The 17,207-nt window shown below is 35.1% G+C and carries 16 protein-coding genes; 13 read left to right on the top strand and 3 right to left on the bottom strand.

The window, feature by feature from the left end:
• Positions 1-401: 401 nt before the first annotated feature.
• Positions 402-2,057 (bottom strand): DUF6119 family protein, encoded by a 1,656-nt coding sequence (locus Fsol_RS01580; protein WP_108673153.1) that lies wholly within the window; start codon positions 2,055-2,057, stop codon positions 402-404.
• Between the two features lie 309 nt (positions 2,058-2,366).
• Here Fsol_RS01580 and Fsol_RS01575 point away from each other — a divergent pair, with 309 nt between their 5' ends.
• From Fsol_RS01575 to bioA, 5 genes are read left to right on the top strand one after another with little or no spacing between them, the layout of a single operon-like run.
• Complete coding sequence (locus Fsol_RS01575) at positions 2,367-3,521, top strand: aminotransferase class I/II-fold pyridoxal phosphate-dependent enzyme (protein WP_108673152.1); 1,155 nt, start codon at positions 2,367-2,369, stop codon at positions 3,519-3,521.
• Positions 3,518-4,168: an alpha/beta fold hydrolase gene (locus tag Fsol_RS01570; protein ID WP_108673151.1), complete on the top strand. Its 651-nt coding sequence runs from the start codon at positions 3,518-3,520 to the stop codon at positions 4,166-4,168. The genes Fsol_RS01575 and Fsol_RS01570 overlap by 4 nt, the downstream gene beginning before the upstream one ends.
• Entirely contained in the window at positions 4,149-4,904 is a 756-nt protein-coding gene (locus Fsol_RS01565; protein ID WP_108673150.1) for a methyltransferase domain-containing protein, read from the top strand. The genes Fsol_RS01570 and Fsol_RS01565 overlap by 20 nt, the downstream gene beginning before the upstream one ends.
• A complete protein-coding gene (bioD, locus tag Fsol_RS01560) occupies positions 4,901-5,521 on the top strand; it encodes a dethiobiotin synthase (RefSeq protein ID WP_108673149.1) in 621 nt (206 codons plus the stop codon). The genes Fsol_RS01565 and bioD overlap by 4 nt, the downstream gene beginning before the upstream one ends.
• Complete coding sequence (gene bioA, locus Fsol_RS01555) at positions 5,518-6,813, top strand: adenosylmethionine--8-amino-7-oxononanoate transaminase (protein ID WP_108673148.1); 1,296 nt, start codon at positions 5,518-5,520, stop codon at positions 6,811-6,813. Before bioD ends, bioA begins: the two co-directional genes overlap by 4 nt.
• Positions 6,814-6,916: 103 nt before the next feature.
• Here the strand turns inward: bioA and bioB are convergent, their stop codons facing one another.
• Positions 6,917-7,873, bottom strand: coding sequence for a biotin synthase BioB (gene bioB / locus Fsol_RS01550; RefSeq protein ID WP_108673554.1), 957 nt, complete (start codon positions 7,871-7,873; stop codon positions 6,917-6,919).
• A gap of 252 nt (positions 7,874-8,125) precedes the next feature.
• Between bioB and Fsol_RS01545 the strand changes: the two genes are divergently transcribed.
• From Fsol_RS01545 to Fsol_RS01535, 3 genes are all read left to right on the top strand, one after another.
• Positions 8,126-8,569, top strand: a complete 444-nt coding sequence (locus tag Fsol_RS01545; protein ID WP_108673147.1) for an EVE domain-containing protein — start codon at positions 8,126-8,128, stop codon at positions 8,567-8,569.
• A gap of 66 nt (positions 8,570-8,635) precedes the next feature.
• Positions 8,636-9,580: a ribose-phosphate diphosphokinase gene (locus Fsol_RS01540; protein ID WP_108673146.1), complete on the top strand. Its 945-nt coding sequence runs from the start codon at positions 8,636-8,638 to the stop codon at positions 9,578-9,580.
• A 106-nt stretch (positions 9,581-9,686) separates the two neighbouring features.
• Complete coding sequence (locus Fsol_RS01535; RefSeq protein ID WP_108673145.1) at positions 9,687-10,397, top strand: DNA alkylation repair protein; 711 nt, start codon at positions 9,687-9,689, stop codon at positions 10,395-10,397.
• Here Fsol_RS01535 and Fsol_RS01530 read toward each other — a convergent pair.
• The gene (locus Fsol_RS01530) at positions 10,384-11,046 is read right to left on the bottom strand and encodes a phosphatidylserine decarboxylase (protein ID WP_108673144.1); all 663 of its coding nucleotides are present in this window, start codon (positions 11,044-11,046) and stop codon (positions 10,384-10,386) included. The two genes, Fsol_RS01535 and Fsol_RS01530, sit on opposite strands and share 14 nt — an antisense overlap.
• Before the next feature lie 324 nt (positions 11,047-11,370).
• Between Fsol_RS01530 and Fsol_RS01525 the strand changes: the two genes are divergently transcribed.
• From Fsol_RS01525 to gmk, 5 genes are all read left to right on the top strand, one after another.
• Positions 11,371-12,675, top strand: a complete 1,305-nt coding sequence (locus Fsol_RS01525) for a proton-conducting transporter transmembrane domain-containing protein (protein ID WP_158521605.1) — start codon at positions 11,371-11,373, stop codon at positions 12,673-12,675.
• Positions 12,675-13,532 carry a division plane positioning ATPase MipZ gene (locus Fsol_RS01520; RefSeq protein ID WP_158521604.1) on the top strand — a complete coding sequence of 286 codons (858 nt, stop codon included), beginning with the start codon at positions 12,675-12,677 and terminating at the stop codon, positions 13,530-13,532. The genes Fsol_RS01525 and Fsol_RS01520 overlap by 1 nt, the downstream gene beginning before the upstream one ends.
• 98 nt (positions 13,533-13,630) lie before the next feature.
• On the top strand, positions 13,631-15,127 hold the full coding sequence (locus tag Fsol_RS01515; protein ID WP_108673141.1) for a leucyl aminopeptidase: 1,497 nt from the start codon (positions 13,631-13,633) through the stop codon (positions 15,125-15,127).
• Between the two features lie 67 nt (positions 15,128-15,194).
• Positions 15,195-16,589: a phosphoglucosamine mutase gene (gene glmM / locus Fsol_RS01510; RefSeq protein ID WP_108673140.1), complete on the top strand. Its 1,395-nt coding sequence runs from the start codon at positions 15,195-15,197 to the stop codon at positions 16,587-16,589.
• A complete protein-coding gene (gene gmk / locus Fsol_RS01505; protein WP_108673139.1) occupies positions 16,573-17,202 on the top strand; it encodes a guanylate kinase in 630 nt (209 codons plus the stop codon). The genes glmM and gmk overlap by 17 nt, the downstream gene beginning before the upstream one ends.
• The last annotated feature ends 5 nt before the right edge of the window (positions 17,203-17,207 follow it).

Below are 17,207 nucleotides of genomic sequence, written 5' to 3'. Positions count from 1 at the left end.
CTTCTATATTTTTACTACTGTAAAACACTTCATACTAATACAATTGATGTAAAATAATAGGCTATGCTAGACAATTAAAAACACTTTACTCTTCTCAAGAAAACAGGCTTTCGTCACTATGCTAAAGGATGTGCGCTTCAATAAAAAAGAGGCAAATTATAAAGGTGCAGTATGACATTTTGACATGTTTCCTTACATGTTTCCTGACATATTTGATGAGAAAATCTTGATATTTCAAAAAACTAACATAACAACAAAGTATCAAAATTGTTTTCTAGATTCATCAACTCCGTCCATCAGCATCCACCGGTGTGTCGCTGATACCTACCTATTTACATCATCACTTCTTGCGCATCTGAGCATTCTGACATATTTCCTCTCAAACATTCACTGGCAATTGCTTAGTTTTTTTTTGCTTTAATCTCATTAATGAAAAAATATTTTACCTGCTCCTTTTTAAAACCCGCCTCCTTAAATTTTCCAATTGCTGCATATAGTGAAAAATTAGAGAGTGTAGCTAATGCTTTTTTATGACTGATAATAGCATAACATATCTTTATTTCAGATTGTGAAGGAAAAGAAGAAAGCTTCGTACATTCCTTAAATTTACTAACATACCTTTTATCTTCCGCATTCAAGCAGAAAGCAGATGTAAGTCCTTGAATCCATAAATGACTCATTAGAGCTGTTTTTTCTCCTTTCTTAATATGAAAAAACGTTTTAGTACTCTTACAATAAACATCACAGATCTCTATCTTGCCATGATTTTCGGATTGCACCATCTTGCGGTCGAATAATACTAACTGCTCTGAATTAGCATTACAGCAATCGATATTGTACTCCTGCTCTCCAAAAGGTCCTTGACCTTTCTTTTGATATTTTTCTGAGTCATAATCTACAAAAATGTTTCTAATCCACTCATCATTTATTTCATATTCTTTTACTTCCTTTTCTACATACGACAGAAAATCTCGATCTACTTTATACCACTTCTTTCGTAAGAACATATACTCATTGTCATCAAATTTAATATTATCAGCATTCAGACATTGTTTTACCTTCCATGAGTCAAGCTCTTTATCATCATTCGTATATACTGTTATTGTTTTTCGCAACTCTTTACCGAGCACGTCTGCTGAGCTAAAATCTACCGATCCGTGCATGTCACGCCATGCATCAAAAATCTCCTCCATATCATAATATTTCTTTCCATTAAATAAGTAGTACTCAAAAATATCAGGATCAAGAATTTTTACATCAGAGAAAGACATTGTACTATAGTCTCTTTTTTTGAGTAATTTCCCCAATTCTTCATCAAGTCTTTCAGTCACTTCTATATCAGCAACTGAGTAAGTCATATTTATTTCTTTCAAAGAATCATCATTTTTGTAATCATCTGACTCAAATCTCTCTAAAAGCTCTTTTGAAAGTGCAATCAATTCATCTTTCGATTTTGTAGCTGTTATCATCAAGCTCTCTGATCCAGCCACAGAATCGAACAGATGCTTATACTGCTCTTTAACTTTTCCTGATATCCTATGAATAAAATCTAGAAATTTGTTACAATCATACTCTTCTATATCCATACCTTTGCTAAATACTACTCTTTTATCCTTTGCATTACCTTCTAGGCTACGAGCATCTACACTTTTTATCTTTGTAGGATCTATCGTATTTAAAGCAACTTTATATCCAAAATCGCTTTCTATACATTCTTCCCTTAACCAATAACGAGCTACACCGAACGTATATGCAAAAATTCTTTCTTTTTCTTTATCTTTTACCGTGACAAATACTAATAAAGATTCGACAAAATTACGTTTAAACTTCGTTTTATCAAGAGCAAAATAGTCAATCCACCAAGGTTTTTTACCAAAGTTGCTCTCATCTGAATTACGTTTATAGAATATGAAGCTCCCTTCAGATTTTTCACATTTTTCTTTTGTCTCGCCTTTCAATTCTTCGCATTTTGCTTCTTTTACCGCATCTCTCGCTATCTTTTTTTCTTTAAGTAACTTCACAGTAAATTTATGTTTTTCTTGCTTCTCTTTACTCATAACAGCATGCTAATTTCTCTTATAAAACTCTCTCAAAATAACTTGTGCTTTATGTAAAAGCTAGTACATTAATACTAATAGCTTAGTACGATTTTTTTTCTTTACAGAAAATTCAAGGATCCATCATAAAATAATCACTACTTATATCATTTCTTCTCTCAAATGTGGTTATATTGCTTGTAATAATCTCTTTCTCTAATACATTACAGTAGTTCCTATATTCAAAATACCTCAGAATCGCATATCGTTCCCTTCATTTGAATATCCGCAACATAAAATTATTCTCGCTCAGTTAAGAACATCTTAAAAATGTATAAATCATACGAAGAATATCTACTAACTTTACGCAATGATAATCGTTACAGAATCTTAAATACACGAGATATACAAGAGAAACATACTAATTTCCTGGACTTCTCGACAAACGACTATCTCAATCTAAGTCAGAACAGTGAAGTTATAGAAGCGGCTATAATCAGCGCTCGAAAATACGGCGTAGGCGCAACTGGTTCAAGGTTATTATCTGGCAACTTACCGTTATACGAAGAATTTGAAAAAATCATCGCAAGAGATAAAAATACAGAATCCTGTTTGCTTTTTAGTTCAGGTTTTCAAGCGAATATAAGCACATTATCATGTTTACTCGACGAAAAAGTTTTACGAGGAAAAGCGATAGTTTTCTTTGATAAACTGAATCATTCAAGTCTTTATCAAGCAGTATTTCTTAGTAAAGCAGAGTTATGCAGATATCATCATAACGACGTTGAACACTTAAAGTCGCTTATGGAAAGTTACAAAAATGATTCAAGACCGAAGTTCATCGTAACAGAAACGCTTTTCGGCATGGACGGCGATATAGCGCCTTTAAAAGAAATAGCAGCACTTGCGACGAAGCATCAAGCATTCTTATATCTGGACGAAGCGCATGCAACTGGCTTATTCGGCAAAAATGGATATGGGCTCTCTACTACAGTGCAATTACATAATATTCCTCATGTTATAATGGGTACATTGAGTAAAGCAATAGGAAGTAGCGGAGGCTACATCGCAAGTAATAAAACGATCATTGATTTTCTCATAAACAAAGCAACTGGTTTTGTATACTCTACCGCGCCTTCACCGCACATTATTGGTTCTGCTTCAAAAGCTTGGACAATGGTGAAGTCTTTACAAAATGAACGCACTCATTTGCAAACTCTCGGCACTATATTACGTACAAAACTTCAAGAATTTGGATTTGATATTGGCACATCTGCCACTCACATTGTTCCTATTATTTTCAAAGAAGAAAAAATCTGCTTACAAATCAAAGATGCATTGATGAAACGAGAAATTACAGTATCCTGTATAAGACCTCCTACAGTGCCGCATAATTCTTCTCGTATAAGAATAGCACTGACATCGAAGCATCAACTGCAAGATATAGAAAGGTTAGTAAACTACTTAAGAGAAATAATACAATGAGTTACCATTTTGTCTTCTGTCATGGCTTCGGATTTGATGCAAGTTTTTGGGATAAGATTGCACCATGTTTTAGTAAAGAAAAATGCACTTTTATAGATTTAGGATATTTTAGAAGGCCTTCACATTTCAACATACCTCATGATGAAAAAATCATAGGTATAGGACATTCTCTAGGATTATTGAAACTACTTGAGTTACATAAAAACTTTGAACGCCTAATCGCTTTGAACGGTTTTAGAAATTTTCTAGGATTTCATCCTATATTACGAAGAGAAAGGGAAAAAGAATTAAAGATGTTGGAAAATAAATTTAGAACTGATCCTATGATTGCATTAGATCTTTTTTATAGCAGATGTAGCACTTCATTATTGATCAAATGCCCTAATAAAGAAGATTTAAATTCCGATCTAATGTGCACTGAACTAAACTTACTACGCAGTACAATAGTGCTACCATCCGTTCCTACACTTGTTCTAGCATCGGATAATGATATGGTGGTACCGCCGCAAGTTATACATGATAATTTCAGTAACACAAATATAAAATTAGATGTGATAGATAACGGTGAACACATACTTGGACTCGCTAGTCCATTAGCTGTTTATGAAAAAATTATGAAATTTCTAGATGGCTTCTATCTCTGGTAAAGTGCAAGAGCGCTTCAACAGCGCAGATAAAACATATGATTTAGTTGCCATAATTCAGCGAAAAGCGGGAAATTTTCTAATAAAAAAATTATCAAAAATTCAGAATTTTACTCCTAAAACAGTTTTAGATTTAGGTACTGGTACTGGCTATATGACTGAATCATTAATGAAAGTATATCCTCAAAGCCATTACACATTAAATGACATCGCTGAAAGAATGCTTGATATATGCAGGCTAAAATTCATTAAAAATCCGAATTGCACCTTTATACAAGGTGATATGGCAGAATTAGATATCGATATGCACGATCTGATAGTAAGTAATTTCGCTTTGCAATGGGTAGAAGATTTACAAAAAACTATCCAAACATTGTATTTGAATAGTTCTCAAATATTTGCATTTTCCACATTACTAGATGGTACATTTCGAGAATGGCAGAATATTATTAACATATACACCGATACCGTACTTCAAAATTACCCTAAAGAAACAGCGCTTGCAGAATATTGCAATACAATCAAAGGACATTGCTGTTTCCAATACTGGACCATGAATAGAACTATAAAGTTTGATACTGTACTATCATTTATTAGATACCTTAAAGCATTAGGTGCTTCAGCATCACACAGGCAAATACCGTTTCGCATACTAAGAACATTAATACGCGAACAAAAGCGCCCTCTTATCATCTCTTATAAGATATTTTTCGGAATCTTTAAAAAAAATATAACATGAAAGTATTTATATGCGGCACAGATACCGACATAGGAAAGACGGTAATTTCATCTTGGCTTACTTTGCATATGGATGCTACATACTTCAAGCCTATACAGACAGGAATAAGCGAGGGTAATACAGATTCTATGACTGTAAAGAATCTCTCTCAAGGTAAAATACATCAAGAAAAATTTGTGTATAAAAAAGCTTTATCTCCACATCTTGCTGCTAAACTTGAAAATGAGCGCATTGATATTGATAAAATAATTTTACCACAAGAGGAGAATTTAATCGTTGAAGGCGCAGGAGGATTACTTGTACCAATCAACGATGAGTATCTCATGATCGATCTGATAAAAAAACTAAATATCTCAGTAATTATAGTTACAAGTGCAAAACTTGGTACTATCAATCATACTTTACTTTGTATAGAGGCATTAAGAACGAGAAAGATTGATATTCTTGGAGTGATTATGAATGGTGAAGATAAAAATGAAAACATGGAAGCAATAGAATTTTATGGCAAGACTCAAGTGATAGCGCAATTTCCATACTTGAGTAAAATTAGCTATAATACTTTAAAAGATATTCCACTTCCGGAAAGATTAGTAAAAATTTTGAGAGATACACAATGATATTTTCCAACCTTGATAAAGAAATGATATGGCATCCGTTTACGCAAGAAAGAACAGCGAAAAATATAATTTGCGCTAAGAAAGCTTTAGGTGCTTATATCTATGATCAAAACGATAAAGCTTACTTAGATCTCATTTCAAGCTGGTGGGTTAACATTCATGGTCATGCAAATGCGGAAATAGCAAATAGTATATACAAGCAAGCAAAAACTTTAGAACACGTTATTTTTGCAGGCTTCACTCATGAAACTGCAATTAATTTATGCAAATCCTTACGTACAATACTACCTTTAAAACTAGCAAAATTCTTTTTCTCAGATAACGGCTCTACTTCCGTTGAGGTTGCGATTAAGATGGCTTATCAGTACTGGCGTAATTTAGGATATAGAGACAAAAGTATATTTCTCAGCTTTGAAGGTGGATATCACGGTGATACATTCGGCGCAATGTCAGTAGGAAAAAAATCCGGCTTTCACGATCAATTTAAAGATCTGTTTTTCAAAGTTTTGGCTATACCATACGCCGATACGTGGGACGATGATCGAGAAATTGAAGCAAAAGAAACGCAAGCTATCAAAGTGCTACAGAAGTACTTAAAGCAATATAAAGGAAAAATTGCAGCTATTGTATTGGAGCCACTTATTCAAGGCGCAGGTGGTATGAGAGTATGTAGAGTAGAATTTTTACAAAATATCATAAAGCTAGTACGTGAGAACGAAATACTAATCATCTTCGATGAGGTGATGACAGGCTTTGGTAGAACTGGGACACATTTCGCATTCGAAAAACTTTCTGATATCACTCCGGATTTTCTATGCCTTTCAAAAGGGATTACTGGAGGTTTTCTTCCACTTGCTTTGACAATTACTGGAGATAACATATACGAAGCATTTCTTGGAGATGATTTCAGTACAGCGTTCGCGCATGGTCATTCGTATACCGCTAATCCTCTAGCATGTAGCGCAGCAATTGCATCGTTCAACTTACTAATGAAAGCTGAATGCAAAGCAGCAATTCAAAATATCAACGATACACATCATGCTGGTATAAAATTTCTAAAAAAACAATGTGCATTGATAGAAAAACCTCGAATCATAGGCACAATTTCCGCTTTCGATGTTAAAGTACCGAAAGATTTAGTACCTACAATAAGCGCAAAACTTCTCAGCGAAGGATTGTTGCTAAGACCACTCTCAAATACAATTTATTTGCTACCTCCATACTGTATATCGAAAAAAGAATTGGAAAATGCCTATGATAAGATTGGTGAGGTACTTAACTCATTCAGATAATTTATATCGCCTCTTCGAGAATAGTTTTACAAAACTCAACACAAAACAGTTGTATGAGTTTCATTCACTCTGATACTTCTTTTGCAATTAAATGGAAGAAGACTTAGTTATGTATTACACTACTTGCGGCGCTTCGAAGGCCTAAACGCTGCAGTAAAGCGTCATCTCTCTGCATTGTAGGATTCTCAGAAGTCAAAAGCTTCTCACCATAAAAAATAGAATTCGCACCAGCAAGAAAGCATAAAGCTTGCATTTCATCCGACATTTGCTCGCGACCAGCAGATAGCCTAACATACGACTTCGGCATCATAATCCTCGCAAGCGCGATTGTTCTTACGAAATCAAAAGGATCTACTTCCTTTTGATTCTCCAAAGGTGTGCCTGGAATTCTGATTAATTTATTTATTGGCACTGATTCAGGTGGCTGATCAAAATTAGCTAAAACAACTAACATCTTCACGCGATCATCATTTGATTCGCCCATTCCTATAATGCCGCCGCAACAAATCTTGATACCAGCCTTACGTACACATTCAATTGTATTCAATCTACTCTGAAAATCTCTTGTTGTGATAATTTTATCGTAAAATTCTTCAGATGTATCAATATTGTGATTATAGAAATCTAACCCTGCTTCCTTCAATTGCAGCGCTTGCTCTTCCTTAAGCAGGCCTAATGTCATACAAACTTCTAACTCCAATTTTTTTACTTCCCTTATCATCTCACAGATTGCAGGCATTTCTTTATCTCGTAAGCTTCTCCATGCAGCGCCCATACAAAATCTACTAGCACCCTTCTTCTTTGCTTCTTTTGCTTCCTCTACAACATCGCTTACCTTCAACAAGTGCCCCTTCTCTACTCCAGTATTATAATGCATCGACTGCGGACAATATTTACAATCTTCAGTGCAGCCACCAGTTTTTATACTCAAAAGCGTACTAATTTGAATAACATTTGGAGAAAAATACTGTCTATGCACTGTTTGTGCATCATAAATAAGCTGATTAAACGGAAGTGCAAAGAGTGCTTCCGCTTCTTCAAAAGCCCATCTCTTTTCCATAGCGTTGCGTACTTTGTTTTGCATTATATTTACATCGAAATGAATGACATTGCAATGTGTATAGCAAATTGACGGATCGAAAATATTACCATGTTACAAGAGAATTAATAAAGTACGCTTATGCCACACTACAACTTCGTAAATTAAAAAATCTTTCAAGAGAAAAATTTATATTTTGCTAAAAGCGTTAAGCAAAGATTTTACAATACGATTTTCACTCACTATACTGCCGTTTTCTTAATACTCTAATATATGCCAAAGTTTTGGATAGGAGTCGCTTCAAAAGAACACGTAGAAAATGGCGTAAAACTTGGCATATGCCAATTTTGCCATGGTAAGTTAGCGCCAGCGAAACGACCAAAGTTAGGAGATTTTATAATATACTACTCTTCTAAAGTAAAAATGCATGAGAGTAAAGTTTATCAAAAATTTACCGCTATCGGCATAATTACCGATGATATGCCGTATAAATTCGATATGGGTGGAGAATTTCAACCATATAGACGTAATGTGAAGTATTTTGAGGGAAAGCACACAGATATTAAGCCTCTCATTAACTCTCTATCATTCATAAAAAATAAGGACGCGTGGGGCGCAGTTTTCCGCTACGGATTTTTAGAAATTGACAGAGAATCTTTCGAGATTATCGCGAAAGAAATGCTTGATGAGTCTTTCATACAAAATCTCGCAATATGAGACACACACGTAAGTCTCCAATACATTGAGTTACCGCAATCTCAAGCAAGCGCATAAATCGTATTGATGCTCTCTTCACGCAATGATACAATGCACGAAAAATTATATCAGAAATTGAAAATTATAGTAGGTACAAATTCGCAAAAAATAGCGCAGAAAATAGCCTTTTATCAAAATGCTGAATACATTCAAGCTGCTGTACAACGGTTTTCCAATGGAGAATTTTCGATTCAACTACATACCTCATTATATGGCAATAAAGCAATTATAGTGCACTCCATACATCGCAACGTAAACGACGATATTATAGAATTACTGCTTTTGGCGAATGCAGCTCAAAATGCCGGCGCATCTAAAATAATTGCTATTATTCCTTACATTGCATATTGCCGTCAGGATAAACAATTGCAATGCGAATATGCAGTAACATCTCCAATTAATACAATTGCAAAAATTATCAAGGCAAGCGCCATTGAATGCTTATTAACGGTAGATATTCACTCTGCTAAAGCAAGAGAAGCATTTGATATGAGATTTTATAATATCGATACTACTGATCTATTCGCCTCACATATTCGCAATGCCGATAATCCTTTAATAATTTCACCAGATCTTGGAAGCGCAAAAAGAAGCAAAGAAATTGCGGAAAAATTGCATTGCGAACATATTATCATGAAGAAAGATCGCAGCATCGGCACAGCGCTCAAACAATCTGATATAAAAGCAATATTAAATAAAAATTGCATCATTGTAGATGATATTATAGATACTGGATGGACAGTAATAAACGCAGCAGAAACTCTGATAAAGTATGGCGCAAAAACTATAAAAGCTATGATTAGTCATGCAGTACTTTCTCAGAATATGCTTTTTGCATCGCATAAGATACATACAATATGTGAAATTATCACAACATCGACTATTGCTCACACAAATTTACCAAAGTACTTTAAAGTACTCGATATAAGTAAAACTATCTCTCGGAAAATATCAGAAATCACTAATAATTAGAGTGATATTCATTTCTTTGATACTATCTTTGACAAATAGTACTTTTATATCTATTAGTGCTATATTCTTCTTAATTAAGTAGCATAAAAACAATATTCATTCGCTGATGCACATAATACAAGAAATTAGAAAATCTTTTCACGATCACATAACAAGAAGTCCTACATTTGCAGCATTTGCATTTAAGACTGGAGTTGGAGATTATGCAGAACACGATCAATTTATTGGAGTGTCAATGCCAAATCTAAGAAAAATTGCAACTGCATTTAGTCAGATCGCTATTAGTGAGATACACTATTTTCTCTCATCTAAGATAAATGAAGAGAGAGTATTCGCTTTACTTGTTTTGATAAATCGATATCAGAAATCTACGAAGAAAGATGAGTTATACAGCTTTTATATGGAGAATTTACAGTACATAAACAATTGGAATCTCATAGATTTATCTGCTCCACTCATAGTCGGGCATCACTTATACGATAAGAAGCGTGATATTCTATTTACGTTAGCAGACTCACATCACTGGTGGAAACGCAGAATCGCTATTGTATCAACATTATATTTTATCAGAAAAAACGATCTGAAATACACTTTTCAAATTGCAGAACTGTTACTACGAGATACGCACGAATTACTGCATAAAGGAACTGGTTGGATGCTACGCGAAGCGGGGAAAAAGGAGAAAGAAGCGCTACTAAAATTTCTTAACATTTACGCAGCTTATATGCCAAGGACAATGCTAAGGTACGCTATAGAAAAACTCGATCGCACGGAAAAGGCTTTTTACATGAAAAAGACTGCCATTACTTTCGAGTAGCTATCACTGTCTCTCCACCTACCATAATTTGTCCTAAGCGCACATTTAACGCATATTCAGAAGGTACGTAAACATCCATTCTACTTCCAAATCTTATAATGCCAAATCTTTCGCCTGCTTTCACAATTGCATTTCTATCAAGATTACAAACTATTCTCCTCGCAATTAGCCCTGCAATTTGCACAAAACATACATATTGCCCTTCATCGGTACGTACTAAAATAAGTTGTCTTTCATTAAACTCACTTGCTTTATCCAACGAGGCATTAAAAAACTTCCCCGCATTATAGTAAGTATCTACAACGACGCCACTTGCAGCGTTTCTATTGACGTGTACATCGAAAACGCTCAAAAAAATACTCACTCTAGTAAACTGCGAGTCTTTTAATTCCTCTATATTACCTGCAATTTCTTTCGGAAGAGTCATTGCATTTTCTATATTCGAGACAGAACCGTCTGCTGGACTGAGTATTACATTATCGGCGAGAGGTGGCACTCTATCAGGATCACGAAAAAAAGTAGCAACAGCAATAGCAAGAAGGCTGAAGAATATTACTGCAAACGGTGATATGAAAAAACTTACAAGGACGCATGCCAAACATATAGCAATAAACGACCTGCCCTCCTCATGAATTTTCATATTAAACATAACAACAAAATTTATTTATATGGCATTTTCTGCCTTAGAAAGTACTAACATTACGTCGGTGATTTGATTTTTAACGTAACAGATATTACCCTGAAGTTTCAATGTCGGATTCTACATACACATAACAATACAATCAAGATGTACAAAGATTTGATACATTCAAGCAAGCATAGAGTACGCCACTTTTGGACTGATTTTAGCATCATAAGCTCTCACATACTCGCATTGACATTTCTCGCGCTAAGCGGTTTCGATATCTTCGATATCTGCCATCAACTTCACACTTTCGTAGCGCAAAAAATGCTCATCACAAAGGATCTTATAATGTTTGAAACGGCACGTAAAGCATGTATTGTAATTACTTCTAGTGCTATTGCGTTATCATTACATTCATATTTCAAAGCGCCACTTAGTAAAAATGCGCATTGGGAAACTCCACTCTTAATGATCTTTGGCGCCTTCGCATCGCTCATTATAGCAATAGCGCAGGATTTAATCATAATATATCTCTGTCTTGTGGTATTTTCCTTAGTGACTCAAATACTTTTATCTCAATCAAAAGATAAATTCGGATTAGAAGCGGCGATAAAATATTTTATTTTTGATAATTGTATAGGGATATTATTTTTACTTGGTATAGCTTTGATATACATCTCGCACGGCAACGTCGATATATATTCTCATTCTTTGCAACATATAAAGATCATTTCTGCTCTTGATTTACCTACTTCTACTTTAGAAAGTGCAGGATTTGCAATATTACTGATATACGGATGTTTCAAGCTTGGAGTACCTCCTTTACATTTTTGGATACCTGATACATTACAGAGTGCAAAGATAGAACATTCTCTATATATACTAGGCGTTCTGAAGGTGCCAATATGCTTGATGATGATTAGAATTCTCAAAGCTTTTCCAGACTCAGAATATATATGTCAAGCAATGCTATTACTTGGAGTATGTACAACACTTTGGCCAGCTATAGTAAATCTCCAACAGTCAAACATAAAAAGAGTATTTGGATATAGTGCAATACATCAATCCGGCTTTATACTAGTGGCCATGGCAATTCCTTTCGGAGAAAATGCTTCGATAATATACGTCAGTACTTATATCACACTCATCCATATACCGATAATGTACTTATTATCAAAACTGGATTCGCTATCAAACGATGATGATAAATGCTTTCTCACTATTGATAACGTAAAAATCATTTCTCCTTATTATCAATTACCATTCTGTATACTAATGTTATCTGTAGCCGGCATTCCGCCACTTGCAGGCTTCTTTATTAAGCTTAATATTTTCGAATTACTAATACAGCAATCTTACTATATCACCACGTGCATGGTATTTTTGTCGACGATAGTGGCGGCATTTTACCCGTTTAGAATAATTTCATCTCTATTCTTTTCCGAAGTGAAAAAAATATTAGCAGGAGAAAAATCATCAATATCGCTCGAAGATGCCGTTGATAAAGAACTTTCTATATACGTTTCAAGTACAAAACGGCATAAGCATTTTACTATCGATTTTCGTTTTTGCATTATTGCACTTTTCGTTTTAATGAATCTGATGTATATCTTTTCAGATACATTTAACGTGGAAAAATATCTATCACTATAGTGCCTCGCATAATACTATTTGGAAATGAAAAAGGCGGTGCAGGAAAAACGACGGCAGCCATACATCTTTCTATCTTACTCTGCAGCGTTGGATTTAAGGTAGTTAGCGTCGACTTAGATAGCTATCAGCAATCTTTCACTGGTTACATAGAAAACAGAACAATGCAAAAAAATAAGCTTGGTCTGAATATTCTGATACCGAAGCACATATGTTTCATAGATAAGTCTTTCGATAAGTACAGAAAAGATGCGGAGATAGCAGAAGGTGAAGACATCATGAAGATAGCAATACATCAAAATGGAAATGGAGAAGAACTTGAAGAATGCTTGGAAAAATATATGGTGAAAGAACATGAAGATTATGATTACGTGGTAATAGATTCACCAGGAGGTAGTGTTTCGCTTAGCAGAGCGGCACACGCGCTTGCTGACATAGTAGTAACTCCTATTAACGATAGTATAATAGATATAGAGCTTCTGTCTAAAATAGGAGATTCATATGAATCTGTATCTCCTGGCCCTTATGCAGTAATGCTTTTTGAGCAAAAAATACGCAAAACTGCAAAATGTGGATATCCTTCTCGGTGGTATGTGATGCGTAATAGAGTTGGTAATGCAGATACGATCAATAGTAAGAATACGGAAATGATACTGTATCAACTCTCCAAGAAACTAGGATTTAAGAATATTTCAGGCTTTGGCAATAGAAACATCTTCAAAGAGCTTTTCAACATGGGATTATGCGTATTGGACTCTGATGTACCATTGGTAAAGTCTAGACTTTCTACTTCTGCTATTGCAGCGAAGCTCGAAATACTAGAGCTTGCAAAAGAATTAGAAATTGATCTGAAGAAATAAGTTTTTATTTAACGCATACCTTAGCTAAAAAGCTTGATCTTGCAACAGTATTGATTACATTCTAGACTACGCTTATCAAAGCTTCGTTTTCTCGTGTAATGAAAATTCAATTCTCTTCTTATACATCATCTTTATCAGATGACAATGTGAATGTGTTTCTTGTGGACAGCACAATATCACTCCAAAGTTATTCCGATATTGACAGTAATTTATTATCAAAAATCTCTACTAATGCAAAAACGATAAAGCATTTTTCAGGTAATATTAAACAATCTTTTTTCTCCATTATCGATGGTAAGAAAGTACTATTGATAGGTATTAACAACAACATAAAAGATGCTGCGAGATCATCAGAATTTTGTTTTTATTCTCAGATCGGTGCTACGATTACAGATTGTATCAATGCACTGAAAGAAGAAAAAGCTGCTCTTTATATACCTAATTTCATCAAAGAAGATGATATCGCGTCTATAGTACTTGGCATGCAGTTAAGAAATTACTCCTTCTCAAAATATTTCATAAGCAAACTTCAAGAGCATACCAATTCATTTACAAAGTGCGAAGTACATTCAAACTTTCATGCCGCAATACAAAAACGTTTCGATACGCACTATAGCTATCTAATAGATGGAGTATTCTTGGCACGCGATCTAGTAAATGAGCCAGCAAATACGCTTTCTCCAGAAGAATTCGTCAGCGTAATTCAGAAAAAATGTTCTTCTATCGATAAATTGACGATTAAAGTTTTAAAACGAAATGAAATGCAAGCACTAAAAATGAATGCACTACTAGGTGTCGCACAAGGCAGCAGTAGAGAGCCGCAATTGCTTGTAATGGAGTGGAAAGGCGGCGGTAATGAACATGTTGGTCTAGTAGGAAAAGGTGTAACTTTTGATAGCGGAGGGATTAGTATAAAGCCCTCTCAGAATATGGGCGATATGAAAGGTGATATGGGAGGTGCCGCAACTGTAGCAGGCACTATGTATGCCATCGCAAAACGAAATGCCAATATTAACGTAGTTGCCGTCATACCACTTGTGGAAAATATGCCTTCCGGAACAGCACAAAGACCAGGCGATGTAGTATCATCGATGTCCGAACAAACTATCGAAATCGATAATACAGATGCAGAAGGCAGATTGATACTGGCTGACGCGCTATGGTATCTCCAAGAAAAATATCATAATGTAACGAAAATTATCGATTTAGCAACTTTAACAGGCGCTATAACAATTGCACTTGGCGATGTATATGCTGGCCTGTTCTGCAATAGCGATACATTAGCTAAAAATCTCATTACCGCAGGATATGATAGCGGAGAATTGCTATGGCAACTCCCTATTGCAAGCGAATATGATGCACAAATTAATTCTACAATAGCAGACATAAAGAATGTAGGAAGCGGTAGAGGCGCAGGTAGCACGACAGCTGCTCAATTTTTATATAGATTTATTAAAAATAAAAGCTACAGTTGGGCACACATAGACATTGCAGGAGTGTCCATGTCTAAGCATCCATCTCATTTCGCAACAAGTGGCGGAACAGGATTCGGTGTTCTATTGTTGGATAAGTTTATGCAGAAATATGAATTATAAATGCATGCTGATTCTTTTACTCTTCACTAATTTATAGTATCTTTTATCATTATCATCACATTCGCTTATGCATCCTTTTTCTCAAAATTTCAGTTTTGGCACTGATGGTATTAGAGGATTTGCTAATGGCAAAGTAATGAACTCAGACGTAGCTTTGAGACTTGGACAAGCTATAGGAATATACTTAAAGCAGTATGAGAAAGTGCCACGTCAGCACATTCACAAAGTCATCATAGGAAAGGATACACGCCTTTCATGCTATATGCTGGAAAGTGCTATCACAGCGGGCTTCGCTTCAGTAGGAGTACATGTAAAGCTTGTTGGTCCTATACCTACTCCAGCAATCTCATACCTCGTACGCTCCATGAGATGTGATGCAGGGATCATGATAACGGCATCTCATAACAATTACGATGATAATGGTGTAAAAATCTTCGATAGAAATGGCGCAAAAATTTATCGTGAAGTACAAGAAATATTGAAAAGCATTGTAATTGATGAAGATGTTATGCTTAGCAATCTTGCTACCTCGCATAACATAGGAAAAGTCTCAAGGATAGAAGATGTACATGGACGATACATAGAACATGTAAAAAACGTCTTTTCCAAGCAATTAACTTTGGACGGAAGAAAAATTGTAGTAGATTGCGCAAATGGTGCGACATATAAAGTTGCGCCTACTGTATTTAAAGAACTCGGTGCTGAAGTAATTGCAATAGGAGTTGAGCCAAACGGATTGAACATCAACAAAGGCTGTGGCGCATTATACACAACATCATTGCAAGAAACGGTAAAGAACGTAGGTGCTGATATAGGCTTTGCATTCGATGGAGATGGAGATCGATTAGCTGTATGTGATGAAAATGGTAACATTATATCCGGAGAATATCTGATAGCATGCATAGCAGATTACGTATATAAGGACTCTATTCCTTCTATTCCACGTAATGTAGTAATCACTAAATTATGTAACGCCGCTTTCAGTGATTATATGAAGTCTCGAAATTTTAATATCATATACTCAGACGTTGGAGATACTCCTGTTATGAGAGCTATGGTAGAAAATCAAGCTTTTGTAGGAGGAGAGATTTCAGGGCATATAATGATTAAAAATTCTTCTCAAAGCAGTGATGCAATGGCGGCATCAATGTACATCCTCTCCGCTATGCAAGAGCAAAAAGCAATTACAAGTGAAATGCTTGTCAAATTTCCACTTTATCCACAGTCTACTTTTAATTTTGAGTACCATGAAGATGTCAATCCTCTCAATACTCAAGATGTATGGCAAGCAGTACAAGAAACTATAGCACAAAATAAAGATTATAGGATAATCGTACGTAGCTCCGGAACAGAAAATGTAGTAAGAATAATGGTAGAGGGGAGAGATATGATTAAAATAGGTTATATAGTAAACGCATTAGTTGATATTCTAAGCAGTAAAAAGCATGAAAGAGCAAAATAAAAAAACTGGAGTCGTAATGGTGGTTTCAGGCCCTTCTGGCACAGGAAAAACTACGATATCTACAATGTTAGCTAAGTTAGTAGATAACTTGAGATTCTCTATATCATTTACTACAAGAAACAAGAGAGTAAACGAAATTGATGGAGAGAGTTATCATTTCGTTACGAGAGAGTATATGGAACAATTGAGAGATAAGGGAGAATTGCTAGAATGCGCTGAAGTATTTGGTAATCTATACGGCACTTCAAAAGTACAGATAGAAGAGCAAATAATGAATGGTAGAGATATAATATCTGATGTTGATGTACAAGGTTATATCGCGTTAAAATCACTTCTTCCAAACAACGTATTTGGAGTATTTTTATTACCTCCAAGTAAAGAAGAAGTGTTGGATAGACTCTCTAAGAGAGGTGGCACTGCTACTGAAATAGCTACAAGATTCAAAGCGTTTCAAGAAGAAATTTCTCATCATGATCAATATGATTATGTAATCTTCAACTATGATATGGAGACGACGCTACATACCGTAAAGAACATATTAAGCGTTGAAAAATGCAAAAGATCTAGAAATCTTAATGTTATTCACGATTATATCAATGCTATGAGTAAGTAGATGAT

It is taken from the genome of Candidatus Fokinia solitaria (assembly GCF_003072485.1).
In the GTDB taxonomy this organism is placed as follows: domain Bacteria; phylum Pseudomonadota; class Alphaproteobacteria; order Rickettsiales; family Midichloriaceae; genus Fokinia; species Fokinia solitaria.
Note: the sequence above shows the minus strand (reverse complement) of the source record. Positions and strands in the feature narration are given on the sequence as shown.

Bases quoted from the DNA above. Each gene is read 5' to 3' on its own strand.
- Fsol_RS01580 (WP_108673153.1), bottom strand. From the start codon at position 2,057: ATGAGTAAAGAGAAGCAAGAAAAACATAAATTTACTGTGAAGTTACTT.
- Fsol_RS01575 (WP_108673152.1), top strand. From the start codon at position 2,367: ATGTATAAATCATACGAAGAATATCTACTAACTTTACGCAATGATAAT.
- Fsol_RS01570 (WP_108673151.1), top strand. From the start codon at position 3,518: ATGAGTTACCATTTTGTCTTCTGTCATGGCTTCGGATTTGATGCAAGT.
- Fsol_RS01565 (WP_108673150.1), top strand. From the start codon at position 4,149: ATGGCTTCTATCTCTGGTAAAGTGCAAGAGCGCTTCAACAGCGCAGAT.
- bioD (WP_108673149.1), top strand. From the start codon at position 4,901: ATGAAAGTATTTATATGCGGCACAGATACCGACATAGGAAAGACGGTA.
- bioA (WP_108673148.1), top strand. From the start codon at position 5,518: ATGATATTTTCCAACCTTGATAAAGAAATGATATGGCATCCGTTTACG.
- bioB (WP_108673554.1), bottom strand. From the start codon at position 7,873: ATGGAAAAGAGATGGGCTTTTGAAGAAGCGGAAGCACTCTTTGCACTT.
- Fsol_RS01545 (WP_108673147.1), top strand. From the start codon at position 8,126: ATGCCAAAGTTTTGGATAGGAGTCGCTTCAAAAGAACACGTAGAAAAT.
- Fsol_RS01540 (WP_108673146.1), top strand. From the start codon at position 8,636: ATGCTCTCTTCACGCAATGATACAATGCACGAAAAATTATATCAGAAA.
- Fsol_RS01535 (WP_108673145.1), top strand. From the start codon at position 9,687: ATGCACATAATACAAGAAATTAGAAAATCTTTTCACGATCACATAACA.
- Fsol_RS01530 (WP_108673144.1), bottom strand. From the start codon at position 11,046: ATGTTTAATATGAAAATTCATGAGGAGGGCAGGTCGTTTATTGCTATA.
- Fsol_RS01525 (WP_158521605.1), top strand. From the start codon at position 11,371: ATGTTTGAAACGGCACGTAAAGCATGTATTGTAATTACTTCTAGTGCT.
- Fsol_RS01515 (WP_108673141.1), top strand. From the start codon at position 13,631: ATGAAAATTCAATTCTCTTCTTATACATCATCTTTATCAGATGACAAT.
- glmM (WP_108673140.1), top strand. From the start codon at position 15,195: ATGCATCCTTTTTCTCAAAATTTCAGTTTTGGCACTGATGGTATTAGA.
- gmk (WP_108673139.1), top strand. From the start codon at position 16,573: ATGAAAGAGCAAAATAAAAAAACTGGAGTCGTAATGGTGGTTTCAGGC.